This window comes from Microcoleus sp. B9-D4 (genome assembly GCF_036705105.1).
Lineage (GTDB): Bacteria > Cyanobacteriota > Cyanobacteriia > Cyanobacteriales > Microcoleaceae > Microcoleus.
Map to the genome: position 1 here is coordinate 1 of NZ_JAUBTS010000006.1, position 18,536 is coordinate 18,536.

The 18,536-nt window shown below is 45.7% G+C and carries 16 protein-coding genes and 1 pseudogene; 7 read left to right on the forward strand and 10 right to left on the reverse strand.

All coding sequences use genetic code 11. The annotated features are described in order from the left end of the window. Positions 1-333 (reverse strand): annotated as a pseudogene (locus QUB24_RS05115) (hypothetical protein); the annotation flags it as partial. Between the two features lie 180 nt (positions 334-513). Between QUB24_RS05115 and lysA the strand changes: the two are divergent. From lysA to QUB24_RS05135, 4 genes are all read left to right on the forward strand, one after another. Beyond that, positions 514-1,932 carry a diaminopimelate decarboxylase gene (lysA, locus tag QUB24_RS05120; RefSeq protein ID WP_333151626.1) on the forward strand — a complete coding sequence of 473 codons (1,419 nt, stop codon included), beginning with the start codon at positions 514-516 and terminating at the stop codon, positions 1,930-1,932. A 230-nt stretch (positions 1,933-2,162) separates the two neighbouring features. Continuing rightward, on the forward strand, positions 2,163-3,056 hold the full coding sequence (gene cdaA, locus QUB24_RS05125) for a diadenylate cyclase CdaA (protein WP_333151303.1): 894 nt from the start codon (positions 2,163-2,165) through the stop codon (positions 3,054-3,056). 268 nt (positions 3,057-3,324) lie between these two features. Next, a complete protein-coding gene (gene iscB, locus QUB24_RS05130; protein WP_333151305.1) occupies positions 3,325-4,596 on the forward strand; it encodes an RNA-guided endonuclease IscB in 1,272 nt (423 codons plus the stop codon). A gap of 72 nt (positions 4,597-4,668) precedes the next feature. Further along, on the forward strand, positions 4,669-5,415 hold the full coding sequence (locus QUB24_RS05135; RefSeq protein WP_333151307.1) for an isoprenyl transferase: 747 nt from the start codon (positions 4,669-4,671) through the stop codon (positions 5,413-5,415). 145 nt (positions 5,416-5,560) lie between these two features. On the opposite strand, the gene QUB24_RS05140 is transcribed toward QUB24_RS05135, so the two are convergent. The 6 genes from QUB24_RS05140 to QUB24_RS05165 form a co-directional block, all read right to left on the reverse strand. After that, the gene (locus QUB24_RS05140) at positions 5,561-5,833 is read right to left on the reverse strand and encodes a DUF3143 domain-containing protein (RefSeq protein WP_333151310.1); all 273 of its coding nucleotides are present in this window, start codon (positions 5,831-5,833) and stop codon (positions 5,561-5,563) included. A gap of 76 nt (positions 5,834-5,909) precedes the next feature. Then, positions 5,910-6,389 carry a J domain-containing protein gene (locus tag QUB24_RS05145; protein ID WP_333151312.1) on the reverse strand — a complete coding sequence of 160 codons (480 nt, stop codon included), beginning with the start codon at positions 6,387-6,389 and terminating at the stop codon, positions 5,910-5,912. 131 nt (positions 6,390-6,520) lie between these two features. Next, a complete protein-coding gene (locus tag QUB24_RS05150) occupies positions 6,521-7,408 on the reverse strand; it encodes an Rpn family recombination-promoting nuclease/putative transposase (RefSeq protein ID WP_333151313.1) in 888 nt (295 codons plus the stop codon). A gap of 64 nt (positions 7,409-7,472) precedes the next feature. After that, positions 7,473-8,405, reverse strand: a complete 933-nt coding sequence (locus tag QUB24_RS05155; protein WP_333151315.1) for an Rpn family recombination-promoting nuclease/putative transposase — start codon at positions 8,403-8,405, stop codon at positions 7,473-7,475. 62 nt (positions 8,406-8,467) lie between these two features. Then, positions 8,468-10,051: a chloride channel protein gene (locus QUB24_RS05160; protein ID WP_333151317.1), complete on the reverse strand. Its 1,584-nt coding sequence runs from the start codon at positions 10,049-10,051 to the stop codon at positions 8,468-8,470. A gap of 411 nt (positions 10,052-10,462) precedes the next feature. Further along, the gene (locus QUB24_RS05165) at positions 10,463-11,896 is read right to left on the reverse strand and encodes a hypothetical protein (RefSeq protein ID WP_333151319.1); all 1,434 of its coding nucleotides are present in this window, start codon (positions 11,894-11,896) and stop codon (positions 10,463-10,465) included. Positions 11,897-11,971: 75 nt separating this feature from the next. Between QUB24_RS05165 and QUB24_RS05170 the strand changes: the two genes are divergently transcribed. After that, a complete protein-coding gene (locus QUB24_RS05170) occupies positions 11,972-12,586 on the forward strand; it encodes a pentapeptide repeat-containing protein (RefSeq protein WP_333151321.1) in 615 nt (204 codons plus the stop codon). A gap of 164 nt (positions 12,587-12,750) precedes the next feature. On the opposite strand, the gene QUB24_RS05175 is transcribed toward QUB24_RS05170, so the two are convergent. From QUB24_RS05175 to QUB24_RS05185, 3 genes are all read right to left on the reverse strand, one after another. Further along, a complete protein-coding gene (locus tag QUB24_RS05175) occupies positions 12,751-13,014 on the reverse strand; it encodes a hypothetical protein (RefSeq protein WP_333151323.1) in 264 nt (87 codons plus the stop codon). A 112-nt stretch (positions 13,015-13,126) separates the two neighbouring features. Next, complete coding sequence (locus QUB24_RS05180; protein ID WP_333151325.1) at positions 13,127-14,005, reverse strand: peptidoglycan-binding protein; 879 nt, start codon at positions 14,003-14,005, stop codon at positions 13,127-13,129. 157 nt (positions 14,006-14,162) lie between these two features. Further along, complete coding sequence (locus tag QUB24_RS05185) at positions 14,163-14,753, reverse strand: C39 family peptidase (RefSeq protein WP_333151327.1); 591 nt, start codon at positions 14,751-14,753, stop codon at positions 14,163-14,165. Positions 14,754-14,978: 225 nt separating this feature from the next. On the opposite strand from QUB24_RS05185, the gene QUB24_RS05190 reads away from it, so the two are divergent. After that, a complete protein-coding gene (locus tag QUB24_RS05190; RefSeq protein WP_333151329.1) occupies positions 14,979-16,646 on the forward strand; it encodes an NB-ARC domain-containing protein in 1,668 nt (555 codons plus the stop codon). 212 nt (positions 16,647-16,858) lie between these two features. Continuing rightward, complete coding sequence (locus QUB24_RS05195; RefSeq protein WP_333151332.1) at positions 16,859-18,463, forward strand: protein kinase domain-containing protein; 1,605 nt, start codon at positions 16,859-16,861, stop codon at positions 18,461-18,463. The last annotated feature ends 73 nt before the right edge of the window (positions 18,464-18,536 follow it).

Genomic DNA, 18,536 nt, shown 5'->3' on the forward strand with positions numbered 1-18,536 from the left:
CGTGCCCGCCCGAATCTGTAGGGGCGGTGTCCCCGTGCCCGCCCGAATCTGTAGGGGCGGTGTCCCCGTGCCCGCCCGAATCTGTAGGGGCGGTGTCCCCGTGCCCGCCCGAATCTGTAGGGGCGGTGTCCCCGTGCCCGCCCGAATCTGTAGGGGCGGTGTCCCCGTGCCCGCCCCCTCCCATGTCCAAAGACCTAATAAATCGCTGTTAGGACTGTCTAACTCGCGCCTGTAGCCTTCGATCGCCCAAATTCCGCCAAAACAAAGCCGATCGAGTTCGACTGCACTGTTGAGGTGTTCTGCAGCGAGATGTTTAATTTGTAGAAAACGCACAGTCGATTTTAAATTTGAGATTTGAGATTTGAGATTTGATCATTACTCACTGCAAGGATGCTCCAGTTCGATCGAGTCTCAGTCAGTCAGCCTGCTTGCGGAATGAATCTGGGGGCAACTGACCCAATTGCTTGCCGTCAATTGTACACTGGGAAAGACCGTAAGGATAGTTATTGCGCGATGGTATCAACTCAATCTTTCGGGGTGGAATCGGGACTTAAGTATCTGTCTGAGTCTCAACAAGCCCTGCAAACTCGATCGCCCAATCAAGAACTGTTACCGCTGACAGCCAGTGTTAACAGCAGCGATCGGTTGGAAATCGGAGGCTGCGAGGTGACAGCTTTGGTGGAGCAATTTGGCTCGCCGTTGTATATTTTAGACGAAGAAACGTTGCGGGCGGCTTGTACCCAGTACCGGGATGCTTTTAAGCGTTACTATCCGGGCGAATCTCAAGTGCTCTATGCTTCTAAAGCTTGGAGTTGTTTGGCAGTTTGCGCGATCGCAGCGGACGAAGGTTTAGGCATAGATGTCGTATCCGCCGGAGAAATCTACACTGCACTGCAAGCCGGCGTCAGTCCCGACAAAATCTACTTCCACGGTAACAACAAGTCCCGCGAGGAACTGCAGCTAGCTGTCGAAAGCGGCTGCATTACCGTAGCCGACAATTGGCGGGATTTAGAGACTCTAGCAGAGTTGGGAGAATCGGGTGTCAGCAGCCTCACAGGTGGGCCGACACGAGTTATGGTGCGGTTTACTCCTGGAATTGAGTGTCACACCCACGAGTACATTCAGACGGGTCAAATCGATAGTAAATTTGGCTTTGATCCCAACTCGCTCGATCGAGTATTTAAATTCATCAGCCAACAATCGTCGTTATTTTGCGTGGGAGTGCACGCTCACATCGGCTCTCAGATTTTTGAACTGCAACCCCATGACGATTTAGCCGAAGTCATAGTTCAGGCCTTGACTAAAGCACAGAGTTATGGTTTACCAGCAACAGAAATTAATATTGGTGGCGGGTTGGGCATTCGCTATACTGAAGCGGACGATCCTCCCAGCATTGAAGATTGGGCTCGTACAATTTGCTCTGCAGTGGTAGCAGCTTGCGAACGGCAGAAATTGCCATTACCGAAATTGCTATGCGAACCGGGTCGATCGCTCGTCGGTACAGCTTGCGTTACAGCTTACACCGTTGGCTCTCAAAAAGTCATTCCGGAAATGCGGACGTATCTAGCTGTGGATGGAGGGATGTCCGACAATCCGCGTCCTATTACCTATCAATCAGTTTATCGAGTCCTCGCAGCCGGTAAAATGTCTGCTCCCTTAACGGAAACAGTGACAATTGCTGGGAAACACTGCGAGTCAGGGGATGTTCTGATTAAAGATGCCAAATTGCCAGAGTGTCAGGCCGGAGATGTCCTCGCGGTTACGGCCACAGGGGCATACAATTACAGTATGGCTTCTAACTATAACCGAGTACCCCGACCGGCAGCGGTTTTAGTGAGAAATGGGGAAGTTAACACGATTATACAGCGGGAAACTTACCAGGATTTGCTGAGGCTTGACCGCCTTCCTGAACGACTCGGAGCTCAAAAGTAAAAAGTTAGAAGTTAAAAGTTAAAAGTTAAAAGAAAGACAATCCATGTTTACTTAGTGATGATTGCCTTTTCACTTTTAACTTTTGCCTTGTTCAGTCACGCGATTGGATTGACACTCCCCGGTCTAAAAACACGGGGATTTTCAGAGTATTCCTTATAACAACTGTTCATGGTTCACGGGTTCGAGTGCATCACGGTTCGCGGTTCACAGGCGGTAGCGTTCGATGAACCATGAACAATCAACAATCTGGCTTTGACTTGGCCCTGGTTCAGTCCTTATTGATTCAAGGGATCGATATTGGACTGGTTTTTGCCCTTGCGTATTTGGTGCTCGTCATTGTTGGCGAGCGCAGAACGCTGTGGATGGTACGGGGATTTATTATTTTGATGCTGGCGGCGGCGGTGAGCAACTGGGCTGGATTGAGGCTGTTGCACGTTGCGCTCAATAGCTTGGTGACTGGTTCGGCTGTGGCAATGGCGGTAATATTGCAGTCGGAGTTTCGCCGATTTCTGGAACAATTGGGTCGGGGGGAATTTCGGCAATTGTTTGGACGCGATCGCCGACCAACTCCCGAACCGGACAGCGTAATAGATGAAATTGTGGACGCAGTAAAAGAACTTTCGCAAAACCGCACGGGCGCTTTACTAATTATAGAAACAGATTCTCCGATCGACGATCGGGATTTTTCTGTGCCGGGATTAAAGCTAAATGCTGAAGTTTCTAAAGAATTGTTGCAGACTATCTTTCAGCCGCAAACTTTGCTGCACGACGGAGCTGTTTTGATTCGAGGTTCGCGGATCGTGTCGGCGGGGGTAATTTTGCCTTTGTCCGATCGCACTGCGTCGCGGCAGTTGGGAACGCGCCACCGGGCGGCGATGGGGATTACGGAACGGGTGCAAGCTTGCGTGTGCGTGGTGGTGTCCGAGGAAACGGGTTCTATTTCTTTAGCCCAGATGGGACTTTTAAATCGACCTTTGACTAGCAACAAACTTAAGGAATTGCTGGAAGCAAAGCTGTTCGCCTCCGAGGGAGAAAGAGTTGTGGCTCCAATTCCGATCGGCAATCTCGGACGCCAGATAGGATTGAAGGGAGTGACGCTATTAAAACGGATACTGCGCCGTTAGTCGGGTAATCGGGAGAAACCGTCAATCACCCGGCGCTGCTCGGAGTACCGAGACAGCGCGGGCACAGAAAGAGCCTAGTTGACCACTCTAAGTGGTTCGCCCACTACGTTTAAGGTAAGCGTTGAAGTACCTACCGGAAAATGCGTGCTAGTTTTCCGCTCTAGAACTTAAAAGTTAAACACGTGTAAGGGTTAAGCCAGTGCTTTTAAGATAGTTACCGACCTTAAACATTGACGAAGCAAACATTACCCCGTAAGGGAGGACTTAAATGTCTAATTTTGTTTTTGTACTTGATACCAAAAAACGACCGCTCAATCCAATCCGCCCAGGATTGGCACGTAAATTGCTAACTAATGGCAAAGCTGCTGTCTTCAAAAGGTATCCATTTACGCTAATTTTGAAAGTAGAGGTAACTATACCGCAAAAACCAATTACTCTTAAATTAGATCCTGGCTCCAAGGCCAGCCCAATTGCATTAGTGCAAGGAGAAAACGTAATCTTTGGTGCAGAACTAACACACCGAGGTCAAGCTATCAAAGCCAGTCTGGAGTCTCGTCGTTCATTGCGTAGAGGTAGAAGAAATCGCCATACCCGCTATCGTCGGGCCAGATTCTTAAACAGGACTCGCCCTAAAGGTTGGCTAGCACCAAGCTTGCAACACCGCGTCGAAACAACCCTAACATGGGTAACTAGATTGATGAAGCTTGCGCCAATTTCGTCTGTTATTCAAGAGCTTGTGCGATTCGACCTCCAGCAATTAGAAAACCCAGAGATTTCTGGGATTGAATACCAGCAAGGCGTTTTATGGGGCTACGAGATCCGGGAATATTTGCTGAATAAATGGGGCAGGAAGTGCGCTTACTGTGGTGTGATTAATACACCGCTACAAGTCGAACACATTCATCCCAAAGCTAAAGGTGGATCTAACCGTATTTCTAATCTTTGTCTTGCTTGCGAAAAATGCAACATTAAGAAAGATACTCAAAATATTGAGCAATTCCTCTCTAAAAAACCAGAGATTTTGAAACGGATTCTGTCTCAAGCAAAACGTCCTTTGAAAGATGCAACAGTGGTTAATTCTACTCGTTGGGCGTTATTTAATCGACTCTGTACAACTGGCTTGCCTGTTTCTACAGGCAGTGGCGGTTTAACTAAGTTCAATCGCACTCGATTAAATTTAGCTAAAACTCATTGGCTAGATGCAGCTTGTGTTGGAAAGGTCGAGTCGTTGAAGATTTTAACAAACAAGCCACTATTGATCAAGGCAACTGGTCACGGGATACGTCAAATGTGCCGTACCGACAAATTTGGCTTTCCATCTCGCTATGTCCCCAGACTTAAGTTTATTAAAGGTTTTCAAACGGGAGATATCGTCAAAGCGGTTGTGACCTCTGGTAAAAAAGTTGGTATATACGTTGGACGTGTTGCCGTAAGAACCAGTGGTTCATTCAATATTTCTGCCTCAGAATTGGTGTCAGGAATTAGCCACAAATATTGTTCAATTGTTCACAGAAAGGATGGTTATTCGTATGCAGCATAAACCTTGCCCCCCTTTTCCTCTCGCCACTGACCTGGGTACAGGTACAGTGGGAGTATCCAAGGGGGAAGACAGATGAGTCAAGGAATTTGCTTGGAAAAGTTGCCGGAGGATCTGCAACAGGAACTACTGCCTAAGCACATAGCAGTGATTATGGACGGGAACGGGCGCTGGGCTAAGAAGAGGGGGTTGCCGCGGATTGCGGGACACCGCCGAGGAGCTAGCACTCTGAAGGAACTGTTGCGCTGCTGCAAAGATTGGGGGATTCCAGCTTTAACGGCCTATGCTTTTTCGACGGAGAATTGGGGGCGGCCGGCCGGAGAGGTGGATTTTTTAATGAGTTTGTTTGAGGGAAAGTTGCGGCAAGAATTGCGGGAGATGGTGGACGAGGACGTGCAAATTCAATTTATGGGGAATTTGCAGGCTTTGCCGAAGTCTTTGCAGGCGGAAATCGAGCGTTCTGTGACGGCCACTCAGCATAATCAGGGGATTTTGTTTACGGTGGCGACGAATTACGGGGGGCGTCAGGAGATTGTACAAGCTTGTCGGGCGATCGCCACTCAGGTGAAAGAGGGCAAGTTGCAGCCGGAGGAGATTGATGAGGTTTTATTTAAACGCTATTTGTATACTGCTGATGTTTGTGACCCGGATTTGCTGATCCGGACGAGTGGGGAAATGCGGTTGAGCAATTTTCTACTATGGCAAATGGCTTATTCGGAAATTTACATTACTGAGACGCTGTGGCCGGATTTTGATCGATCGGAGTTTCACCGCGCTTTGTCTGATTATCAGAAGCGCAGCCGCCGATTTGGCAAAGTCTAACGATTTTGGATTTGGGATTTTAGATTTTAGATTTTTTGGTTGATTTTTTAGTTTCCAAGTAGGTCATCTCCTGCTCAACATAACGATTTTAGATTTTAGATTGGAGGACAAATCTAAAATCTCAAATCTCAAATCTAAAATCCAATTAGGGGCCGGAGAAAACGGCCGCTTCAATGTCCTGACGTGAGAGGGAGTATTTGAATGCTCGCTGAATGTCTTGGCCGTCGGCTCCAGCATCGATGTACCGGATGGTGAGTTGGTCGATATCGAGGGATAGTTCTGCTTTCCAGGTAGGTCGATCGATCTGCCAGCAGTGGAGTTCTCGCCGATCTTGCTGGCAGCCGCGGCTTTTTAGCCACTGCTCGATTTCTGGGAGTGGATGGTTGTACAAAGGAGTGTCAGCGGAAGGAAGAGTCATGGGATTTTAGATTTTAGATTTGAGATTTTAGATTGGGGATTTCCGATTTTAGATTGGGGATGTCGGATTTGAGGGTTTAATTGCCGCGAATTAAGCTGATCGCGATCGCCAGTACCAAACATCCGATTAAGCTAGCTCCCATGATAAACAGGGCGAACATTTCTCCGGGGGAAAGAGGTCGATCCGTGGGATCTAGGTAAGCGGAGTTGTAAGTTTTTTTGCCCGATCCCGAAACCGGAGTATTGAAGCCTGGGGGTGGCCCAATCACGTTCAGGCGAGAATAGCCTATTTTGAGGTCGTAGGCGAGGCGACGTTCTGGGTTGCTGAGGGTGGCGTAGGCGTTGTTGAGCTGCTGAAATTGGGCGGTGGCGACTGCGGGCGGCAGCTCGGTGGTATCGGGATGGTAGAGTTTGCTCAGTTCCCGGTACGATCGCCGAATTTCGATCGGCGATGCGGAAGGATGCAGCCCTAACAAGCCGTAGTAGCTAGAACCCAAGGGGGTTTTGTCGGGTATTTTCTGACTTTTGCTGTTTGCCGTTCCCTCGTTAGAAGTCACCTCAGCGCCTCTGGGCTTGTTGTTTATAATTTTTGATTATTTTAGAGCAGATTTGAGGGTAGCGCCACTGTCTGCGATGTCGAGGGGTTGAGGTTGGGCGATCGGATCAAGGTACGATTGCCCACTTTAAACTATGAATTGGTTGATCGCAAATTCTGCACATCCTCAACGCTAAGCCCCGTAACTTGGGCGATCGTGGCATTATCTAGCTGTGAGAGTAATTGTCTGGCGATCGCGATCGCCTTTTCTCGCATTCCTTCTTCTCGTCCTTGTTCTATGCCTTGTTCTATGCCTTGTTCTATTCCTTCCTGAACAGCCTTAAGAATTGCTCCTTGTTGGTCATAAATAAACTGTTCTCTTCTGTCCAAATCTTCCACTTCCTCTCGGCTTAACTTGGCTTGATTCGCAATATTAAAAGCTTCATGTATTTCTGGTATGCTATCCATTGTTTCTGGAACCGATGTCAGACTTCTGGCATTTTTCATAAAATAAATCCATTTGTCTGCTAAAGTTTCAAGTTCCTCCTGTCCTTTTGTAAACTTCGGCAACTCTACAAACACTAAATCCAGATCGTTTTCGGGATAAATAAAGTTTTTATTGACTTCTTTGAACACAAATCGGGAAATAAATTCTGGGCTGTTAGGAAACATTTCAAAATCTGTAATTGTCAGAGCAATTACTGGCTTCAGCAATCGATAGCCTTGTGCTGCTTCCAATTGAAAAGCGTAAGTCTTCGCTGCATTGTACAAAACTCGTTTCCCAAAAGACTGGACGTTGAGCACTTGCATTTCAATAATTACTAAAGTGCCGTCGCTGAGTTTGGCTTTCACATCCAGATAAGTATCTTTTAAGCCTTCTAGTTTGGGTGGTAGATTCGGGTTGATGATTTCTAAGTCTTGAATTGTGGGATGACCTTCATAAATCAAGGCGTTGAGAAAGCTAATTAGAATGTCTTTGCTTTCTGAGGAACCGAAGATTTTTTTGAAGGCGTAATCGGTTTTTGGGTTGATAAATATCATGGTTAAAAATTTGCCCGTAGGGTAGGAATTCAATCAGGACAGTAAATTATGCTCGTAGGAAGGGTTAAGAATCTCCCCGCAAATTCTGCACATCCTCAACGCTAAGGCCGGTAACTTGGGCGATCGTGGCATTATCTAGCTGTGAAAGTAATTGTCGGGCGATCGCCAGCTTTTCTTCTCGCTTTCCTTGTTCTCGTCCTTGTTCTATGCCTTGTTCTATGCCTTGTTCTATGCCTTGTTCTATGCCTTGTTCTATGCCTTGTTCTATGCCTTGTTCTATTCCTTCCTGAACAGCCTTAAGAATTGCTCCTTGTTGGTCATAAATAAACTGTTCTCTTCTGTCCAAATCTTCCACTTCCTCTCGGCTTAACTTGGCTTGATTCGCAATATTAAAAGCTTCATGTATTTCTGGTATGCTATCCATTGTTTCTGGAACCGATGTCAGACTTCTGGCATTTTTCATAAAATAAATCCATTTGTCTGCTAAAGTTTCAAGTTCCTCCTGTCCTTTTGTAAACTTCGGCAACTCTACAAACACTAAATCCAGATCGTTTTCGGGATAAATAAAGTTTTTATTGACTTCTTTGAACACAAATCGGGAAATAAATTCTGGGCTGTTAGGAAACATTTCAAAATCTGTAATTGTCAGAGCAATTACTGGCTTCAGCAATCGATAGCCTTGTGCTGCTTCCAATTGAAAAGCATAAGTCTTTGCTGCATTGTACAAAACTCGCTTGCCAAAAGACTGGACGTTGAGCACTTGCATTTCAATGATTACTAAAGTGCCGTCGATTAGTTTGGCTTTCACATCCAGATAAGTATCTTTTAAGCCTTCTAGTTTGGGCGGCAGATTTGGGTTGATAATTTCTAAGTCTTCGATGGTGGGATTTCCTTCATAAATTAAAGCGTTGAGAAAGCTAATTAGAATCTCTTTGCTTTCTGAGGAACCGAAGATTTTTTTGAAGGCGTAATCGGTTTTTGGGTTGATAAATATCATAGTTGTCAGATTTAGCTTTAAGGTTATCGGTTTTGTGCCGAAGCAACGGGATTTGAGATCGGTCAAACGGCTGATTTTGTTTCAGGCAATGGTTTGACATTTTCCGGCAAATGTGCATTGGCGATCGCCAGCACAGGTTCATCGCCCCTGTGTTCGTCATCGATCGGCAGTTGGCAAGAAATCAACTCTGTGACAATCCGATCGCCCAGAGCATCTTCCCAATCCTGCAACTGTTCCCTGGCTTTGATCGGCTCGTTGACAGCCACATCTACGCCCATTTGCTGAAGGTTGAGGCTGTGGGCTGTCGATCGGCGGTTGACCCACTCCACCAGCCAAACGCTCAAGCCGACTGCTGCCATCAAAGGCAAGACAATCCGATAATCGCGGGTTAATTCAAACATCAACAGGATGGCTGTCAGCGGTGCTCTGGCGCTGCCGGCGAGGACGGCTGCCATTCCCACCATTGCGTAGGCGGCAGGGCCAGCGACTCGATCGCTCATTGCCGGCAGCATTTCCAAAAACAGGCCGTAAGCCGAACCCAGGGAAGCTCCCAAAAACATCGCCGGAGCGAAGATGCCGCCCACTAAACCACTGCCGAGGCTGATTGCTGTCATCGCCAGTTTGACAAACAGCAGCAGCAACAGCAAAGGCAAGGAAAATTTAACATCTTGGAGCATTGCTTGGACTGTTTCGTAGCCGACACCCAAAATTTGAGGCAATTGCAGGGCGACTAAGCCGACTGCGGCCCCGCCGACGATCGGGTGAAGCGGCCGGGGCAGTCGTCCGAGCCAAGCAAATCCTCGGACTTTTCCTTGAAAACAGCCCTCGGCTAATTGAATTGCTTCTGTGTAGGCTAGAGACACTCCGCTCGCTAAAATTCCCAATCCCATGTACAGAGGCAGTTCTAGGGGGCTGCGGACATCGTAGACTGGCAAAGAAAAGGCCGGCTGAGCTCCCAAGCAGATTTGAGCGATGAGCGCGGAAACTACGGCGGAGAGCAAGACAACGCTGACTGAGGAAGTGGCGAAGGTGCTGCCGAGCACGACTTCTAAGGCAAAGAACACTCCGGCGATGGGAGAGTTAAACCCGGCGGATAAACCTGCTGCGGCTCCGGCGCCCAGGAGCAAGCGCTGCCGTTCTGGGGAGAGCTGCAAAACTTGAGCCAGCAGCATTCCGAAGTTGGCGCCGATTTCGACGCTGGGGGCTTCCGGGCCGAGGGAGGCGCCGGTGCCGAGGGAAACTGAGGCTGCCACCATTTTGGTGATGGGTTTGAGGGGGGAGAGTTCTTGCAAGCCGCGGGTGGCTGCAATTAAGGAAGACATATTCGGGCCAAAGTCCCGAAATCGCCACCGCATCAGCCCGATGATGACTCCGCCGAGGGTGGGAATGCAGGCTAGCGTCCAAGAGCCTTTCGAGGCGATCGCCCCCATGAAGTCTTCCAGCATCAGGCTGTGGATGAAGTGGATGAGGTAGTGAAAGGTGACGACGCCTGCACCCGTAACTCCCCCGATGACTAGGGAGAGGATGAGCAGGAGGGTTTCTGGGCTGGGGTGCAGGCGGTTGAATAGCGGGCTTAGGCGGGAGGCTTGGGGAGTTGCTGCGGTTGGCCCGGGTGGCTGCAGATCCACAGGAGGGATGGCTCTCATTTAGCGGTTAATTCTTCGGTGAGAAGTTATATAATATTACAATTTATTTCTTATTTTCATTTTGAGTGATTTTAGGGGAATTGACAACTTATATTAAGGCGTATTTTAGGGTAAATTTTTTGGGCGGGCCGCTGGGGTGGAATGACTGATTCTGAGGAGCGGCGGATTTGGCGTGATTGTATGCTCAGTTACATTCAAACTTAGATATACTCTGGCGATAATCCTAATCAACTATATTTACCTTGTGGGTGGTTAGGCCGATCGCATCAGTGAACTAGCAATATCATATAAATCAGTGCAAAACAACTTTCAAATTAAAGAATTGGCGATTGGATATTTTACCTGACAACCACAAATCTCAAACCACAAATCTCCTATCTCCAATTTTAAATCCCTCGCTCGCGCATAATATCACATCGGTTGTTGATTGGGCGGGATTCTTGGTCTGGGTTTGGCGATCGACATTAGCGGATCGCCGATGGTAGTGACTTTCCAGGGTGGGGATTCTAGCTGACGTGCTGCGATTAAAAAGGGTGATCCTCGCTTTAGGCGATCGACCATTAATTTAGGTGGAATAAATGCCGATAAAAAAGGTTCGTTGACGCTGCCAATATATGCGTAAGCACCATTCTCTAGCCACCTTCCGGCAACGGTGTTTGTGTCATCTGGCGCTGCTGCTGACCAACTGTGGATCATGTGGATTGCTGCGGGAAATTGGAGTTTTGGTATGTCTTCAACTAAAGCGTCGCCGTTGCCCACTTGGAATGATTTTGGATAGCCTTTGGAATTCATTAATATTAAGTCAAATGTCCACGGTTTTGAAGCTAAACTCCGCCACTTTTCCAGGCTAGATTCTGGTTTCTGCACTAATTCGACATTTAAACCTATGGTTTTTAGTCCGCTAGCTGCTTCCTCCATTTCATATTTTGCCCAATTTCCTTCCTTGGGGTAACTGTCATAAAGCATGGCTGTTTGGCTGTCTAAAAATATGGCACACATGGCTTGATAGATCGATCGCACCTCGGAACCGTAAATCCAGCCAACAGCCGCCCAGCGTTCGCCGTTGGGGTGCCTTCCCAAACCGTCGGTAACGGCTAGTTGTTCGTCTGGTTTTTCAGGAGATTGATATTTGACTGCTAGTTGGCGTACAATGGTTATTGTGTCGATCGCGTCTGCGAGTTGAGAGTAAAAATATCCGGTTGATTCGACAGCTTTTGTAACTGCTAGTTGCAGAGTTTTCCACTGTGTGTTATTGAGGGTATCGTTGGGTTTTCCGAAGTTGCCTTCTAGAAAGACTAAAGGTTGACCGTGAGCGGCTGCTAAGGCAACTGCTGCAGAACGTGCGGCGTCGTTTTCTGATGTGATTACTACTCCTGGGGGTTCCCAGCCGAGTTGCTTCCATTTTGCTTTTAAGGTTTGAGTATCCGTGGCATTCCAGGCGGCTGCTGTGGCGTTCAGCATTAATTGCTGGAGTTTTTGATTTTTTGGCAGTTGCTGTTTGATGCTGGGCAAACGGACTATTTCTTCGGGTTGAAAGCGCTGCAAAAACATGGGCGCATATTTTTTGTCTTCGATGAGAATAGGCCAGTTTCCTTTGAGATTCCATTTTTGGATGGCTGTTAAGAATGTGGCTTCGTCGGGTACTAAAACTACGCGGTTGACTGTTGGTATGTTGTCGCGAAGGATGGCTGTTCGGAGGCCTGTTTGGATGGGCCAGGGTTCTTGTTTGGCTGAGGCGGGAAGTTGAAAGGGTTTTGTGAAAAGGCGATCGCACCCGACACCGATTATTGCTAAGCTTACAAGAAGTGCGATCGTCAGGAATTTAAATTTTAACTTTTTTTTCATAAGGGGAAGGGGAAGGAAGGAACTAGGTTATAAATACGAACAATTATCGAAATATTTTTAGGGGACTGCAAACGGATGTTTCGAGGCGCGGGACAAAGGAAGATTGTAAGTGCGATCGGGCTTGCCACTTTTAGTATTATTGCCTTAGCAACTACAGGTTTAATAATTTTCGCAGCGAACCGTTCGTCAGTCAAGCATCAAGTCGGGCAATTGCTGACAGCGAGGGAATGTCAAGGTTGCAATCTTTCCGGGGCGAATTTGAGCGAAGTTTCTCTGGAAGGCGTCAATTTAGAAAAAGCCAACCTAAAAGATGCGAATTTGTGGAGCGCGCATTTGGTAAATGCTAACTTGAAACAGGCAAATTTGGCTGGGGTTTACCTGATAAGCAGCAATTTGGCTGGGGCAAATTTGGAGGGAAGCAATCTAGAAAATGCGTTTTTAGAGGATGCTTATTTGGGAGGGAGTAATTTGATAACTGCTAACTTAAGAGGTGCTTTTATGAAAGGTATTTTTCTCGTTAACGCTGATTTGGAAGGGGCGAATTTGGAGGGTGCTAATCTGTGGATGGCTAATCTGGAAGGTGCTAATTTGAAGGGTGCTAATCTGAGAAATGCTTTGCTGTTGGATACTAATTTGGCAGGGGCGAATTTAAAGGGTGCGGTGATGCCTGATGGTAGGCGACATGAATGAAAGTCAGTTGTCAGTTGTCAGTTGACAGTTGTCAGTTGATAGTTGTCAGTTGTCAGTTGTCAGTTGTCATTAATCAGAGCAGAGGGCGATCGCACCTGCAACCTTCATTTCTGGTTATTTGGTGAGGAGATGAAGGGGTGAGGTGCGATCGACTTAACTAGACTTTACTTAGACGGAGAACCTTCTGCAAATCTTTGAATAGCTTTTGGTGCAAAAGCAGCAGCTAAAAAAGCAGTTGTAATCTCTTTGCCATCAGCGTTTTTGGTAGTTATTGTGATTGCGCCAAACACAATCGCTGCAATCAGCGCAATCAAACTCATAGCTCGCATTGTCGAGTATTTTCCATTATCCTCTTGCAAAACTTGTGCAAAATCTTTTCCGCGATCGGCATCGTTTGCTTGAGTCTCAACCATAGAAGAATGTGTCATTTGATTAACCTCATAAATATACATAGAAATGGTAAGTAACCATCGGGCAGGCAGAATGCCTACTTGTTGAATTTTTAGGTGGAAGTTCCCCCACGGAGGGGGCAACTTCTGTTTAGGCTATGGCGTTGAAATAAGACTCGGCGAACTCCGCGATGAGGTCAGCCCTGTCCCGTCCATTCACTATTGTTCTGGCGTTGAAGAAATCGCGTCGATCGCCCACAATGGAACCACTCAAACCTACACCCGTAAAGCTACCATCGCGCATTCCCCGAACTAGAATCATGGCAGCAATTTCAGGGAGAGCGGCTTTTTCTGGATTATCTATCAAATTAATTCCGAGTTTTTCGCTCCAGATTTGATAGTTGCGACGACCTGTAATTTGGACAAAACCTCTGCCTTTAAAGCGAGGGCCATCACCGGGTTCAGTATTTCCTAAATCTTCGCGACCTTCATAATCCGACCCATCAGCTAATTCCATCATGAACCGTCCCAAAAGGGATTCATGTTGGGCCGTTGCAAAAACATAGGCAATTTGCCCTAGATCGACAACTCCATCGTTGAGACATTGATTGAGAATAAGAGGCAAATTTTTCTGAGCAAAGGGGCGAATTTCGGATGGGCATTGAGCAACATCTAAAATACGATCGATGCTAGGGAATCCATCGGGCATATCCGAAGTCTTGGGTGTGCGACTAACTATGATTATTTCTTCTGGCTTCACTTTCAGCAACTCAGCCCAGGTATTGCGATCGACTTTTCCAGTAACTTGTAGTCCGCCGGGGACAAATTGGCTTTTATTAGCAGGGCGCATCCGTTGAAATTGTTCGACTGCTGCTTTTGTGACAGACCCAAAAAGTCCGTCAATTTTGGCATCTTTGGGTAATAATCCCCAATCTTTCAAGCGCCTTTGCAGGATTTCTACCTCGTCAATCAGGTGAGGGCTATCAATAATCCCGTCATTGATTTGTAACTCGACTTTTTTAATGGTCATATTCAGTTCTCCAAGTAGTAATGATGTTTGTAGTAAGCACTTCAGTCTTTGGTTGCAGGTTTGGGAAAAATGCGGACTAAAGTCCTCACTACAAACTTTTTTTATTCAGGGGCTTTACCGGACGCAATTTTAATTGCAAACGCAGTAAGTTTTTCGGCTATTTAGAAATTCGATGCAGCCACATTGTTGCAGTAGATTCGATCGTGCTACTGTCCCAATTGTCATAAAAAGATAAAGCTTCACGCAAACTAGAGGCATTGCCCGCGGAGGATATCAATTTACCGCTGTATAACTTGTTTTCGCCCTTGTTATCTGGTGAAAATCGGGAATTTTTCCGATAGCCTGAGTGGAACCATTCTCCTGCTGGGTCATTCACAAAAAAGTCACCACTGGCGTTATAACCGCGAATAACTAGAATGTGACCTGAATTCGTCCAAAAACCGTGCAATATACAGATCTCGCCAGAATCGAGAGACCGAGTGATGTCTGAAAGACTTCCCTTTAATGTCAACTTATCTCTCAACCCTAAACCCTCTAACAATCTTTTGATGCCATCGGGAGAACCGTGATCTATTCCCTGCCGATCGAAACGTTTTTTAACATCATCTTCGTACTGTGGAAAGGAACCTAAATCTGCAACTTGAAAGTATTTCAGACACATTGCCGAACTTGTAGCACCGCAAGTGCGCCAGGGTTCAATCTCGTTATCTTCTTGACTGAAATACGGAACGTTATGATTAATAGACATAATTTAACTCAAGGTAAGTGTTGTCAATGATTGATTTGGCTTCAGCTCGTTTGTTTGAGCTGATATTTATACAGTAGCGAGTTGTTATTGTAAGGTCGATATAGATAACCTAAGTTGTTAAAGTTCAATACAAAAATAAAAATACTGAGGCAACCTCAGTCTAACTAAGTAAACCTCAGTAAACTTCAGGTTATACTCAAGATCCAATGAAAAATTTTTAACCTTATGAATGTTGAAGAAGGGCTGAAACTCGCAGATACCGCGGTCTTTGCCAAAACAAACAGACACTTAAAAGATATAGAAGTAATAATTCTGAGGGGAGCTTGGCAAGGGCAGGAGTATCATAAGATTGCAGAGGCTTACGGATATGCTGCCGAATACCTGATGCAAGATGTGGGCCCCAAGTTATGGAATCTGCTTTCGGAAGCTTTAGGGGAAAGAGTCAGTAAAAGAAACTTTCGATCGGCATTGGAAAGGCGATCGCACTTGCAGTCAGAGATAGCCGCACAGCCAATTGCACCAGAAATAGCGGAACAATTGGTCAACATCGAGGATTTTGGCGATGTTTCAGGAGTTACAAGCACTCCTTTATGCCAAGATTGGGGTGAAGCGCCGGAAGTCTCAAATTTTTTCGGCCGCGCCGCAGAATTAAATACCCTCAGTCAATGGGTACTCCGCGATCGCTGTCGCTTGGTGGCGCTGTTGGGTATGGGAGGTATTGGTAAAACGGCTCTGACTGCTAAACTGGGAGAACAAATTCAGGGTGGATTTGAATATTTAATTTGGCGCAGTCTCCGCCATGCACCTCCCTTACTCACAATCTTGACTGAGTTGAACTCATTTGCCAGCAGTTCCCCAGAAACGCAACTGCCAACTACTATAGGCGAGCAAATTTCTTCCCTAATCAAAAGTTTGCGCGATCGCCGTTGTTTGCTGATCCTAGATGATTGGGAAATGATTTTGCAAAGTGGAGATATCGCTGGGTATTACGGAGATGGTTATGAAGGGTACGGTCAACTACTGCGACGAATCGGAGAAGAACGGCATCAAAGCTGCTTGCTAATTTTATCGCGAGAAAAACCTGTAGAGGTTGCATCTTTAGCAGGCGAAACCTTACCTGTGCGTACATTACAAGTTAAAGGCTTAAAACAAACAGATGCAAAAATGCTGTTGGCTGCCAAAGGTTTTTCTGACTCAGAAAACGGCTTAGATGAACTGATACAAATATACCGAGGTCATCCTGCAGCACTGAAAATTACTGCTACCACAATTCAAGAGTTGTTTAATGGCAATATCAGTCAATTTATGGGTCAAAGCTCCTTAGTTATTGGCGATATTTTTGCCAATCTACTTAACGAACATTTTCAGCGGTTATCGGCTTTAGGAAAAGCTGTCATGTACTGGCTGGCGATCGAACAGCAGCCGATTTCCTGGAACCAACTGAAAGCAAAATTATCAGCAGGCGTTTCTAGTTCAGAATTACTAACAGTATTAGAATCCTTGGTAAGGCGTTCCTTAATCGAAAAAGAGCTTTCTCCCTCTAGTGCTGAAGCAAAATTCACTCTCGAACCCGTGATGATGAAATATCTCACCCATAATTCGATCGAACAAATATGCCAAAATATTCTCGAAGCAATGGAAGCGCAATCCACCGACAAGCTAGGTTTAATCGGAAGTCATGCTTTCGAGCGATCGCCAGAACTCAAGGAGACTAAAATTACTCAGCTACACCCGATCTTAACCAAAGTTCGAGAACGCTTAGATTTAACTCGAATAAATAATTATCAAATGCAGCTAAAAGAACTTTTGTCAAAAGTGCGCGAGTGTCCTTCCCCAAAGCTTCAATATGCAGAGAAAAATCTTCTCAAACTGCTAGGAGAAACTGAAATATAGCGAGCCTAAATCATTTGGAAAAAAAATCTAGGGTTAAAGAATGCTGTTTGACTATTAGACTTAGATCCCCCCTAACCCCCCTTAAGAAGGGGGGGACCGGATGTACTCAAAGTCCCCATTTTTTAGGGGGAAGTCTTCTCAAAGTCCCCCTTCTTAAGGGGGATTTAGGGGGATCTAGAATCAGGTAAAAACGAGATTTATCAAGAGGTTCTATGATTCCAAATAACTTAATTCATCCAGGATTCATATTGCAAAATCGCTATCGAGTTATCGATCGCATTGGTGGCGGTGGCTTTGGCGATATTTTTGAAGTAGACGATGGTGGCATTATCAAAGTATTAAAAGTTTTGAATTTGGCTAACTTTCATAACCCAGATATTAAGCAAAAGGCTACCATTTTATTTCAGCGAGAAGCAGAGTTTTTAATGAGCCAAAGACACCCTGGCATTCCTCGTGTAGAAAAAGACGGATATTTTAATTGGCCTGAAGGTAGTAGCAAACCGTTACCATGTTTGGTAATGGAGAAAATACCGGGGCAAAATTTACAAGAGTGGATGTTAGCAAGAGCGAATCAACCAATAAATACAGAAACTGCCATTGAGTGGTTGACACAACTCACACAAATTCTCAATTTACTGCACGAGCAGCAGTATTTTCACCGAGATATTAAACCGTCCAATATCATGTTAAAGCCGGATGGGAAATTGGTATTACTTGATTTTGGTGCGGTGCGAGAAGTAACAGAAACTTACTTGCGGCAACAAAAAGAAAATTATACGGGAACTGCGATTATTTCTGCTGGCTATACGCCAAGCGAACAAGCAGAGGGTCATGCAGTACCGCAATCGGATTTCTTTGCTTTGGGGCGTACTTTTGTCTATTTTCTAACAGGAAAGTTACCGATTGAATTACCTAAAGATGCCGAAAACGGTCAGTTAATATGGCGAGATAAAGCAACGCAAGTTTTACCACATTTGGCAGATTTAATTGACCGCATGATGGCTCCTTTTTTTGGCAAGCGACCACAAAAATGCCAGGAAATATTGCAAATTTTGGCAGGGGTCAACTCGCGATCGCCCTTGGAAAGCGTGGCGCAACCATTGCCAGAAATTAAACAATCGATCGAACCCAGTAAAACGAATCCTATTTTTGATAGGATTCGTTTTAACTGGGTAGGCAAACTAGCTCTAGCTAGCTTTTTTTTGCTAGGCGGTTTGTGGACTTTCTCACCCCAGATAGTATTTTATCTTAACAAAGAAGGTTTGAGTAATTACAAAAATCAACGTTTAGATAAGGCGGAATTATATTATAAAACAGCTCTAGTATTTCAAGCAAATGATGGAAGAATTAACTATAACTTAGGCGTAATTTATGAAGACAAACAAGAGTATGACAAGGCTCGCGCTGCATATCAAATTGCTATCAATGCAGGTGTTAATAAAGCTTTAAATAATTTGGCGCGACTGGAAATTTTAGATAAACAATATGCAAAAGCTATACCGCTGTTAGAAAAAGCTTTACCACTTGCCACAGATATTAAGACAACGTACACTATACACAAAAATTTAGGTTGGGCGCAGTTGGAGTTAGGGCGATATGAAGAGGCTAACAATAACCTGACGAAAGCGATTAATATTGCTAGCGATCGCTCTGTTGCTTACTGTTTGCACGCTGTTCTTTTAGAACGTCAAGGCAATAAACAAGCATCTATATCTAATTGGAAAAAGTGCTATGATAATTTGCAGTCGGAGTCTTCTGAAGAACAGAGATGGATACGGCAAGAATTTAGCAAAAATTTTCAAAATTTAAAGTTATAGCGTATCTCCGATAGTCCGGCAGGGGTTTAAACCCCTGCCTCAAAGCACAAGTCCTCTAAAAGAGGACTAATGA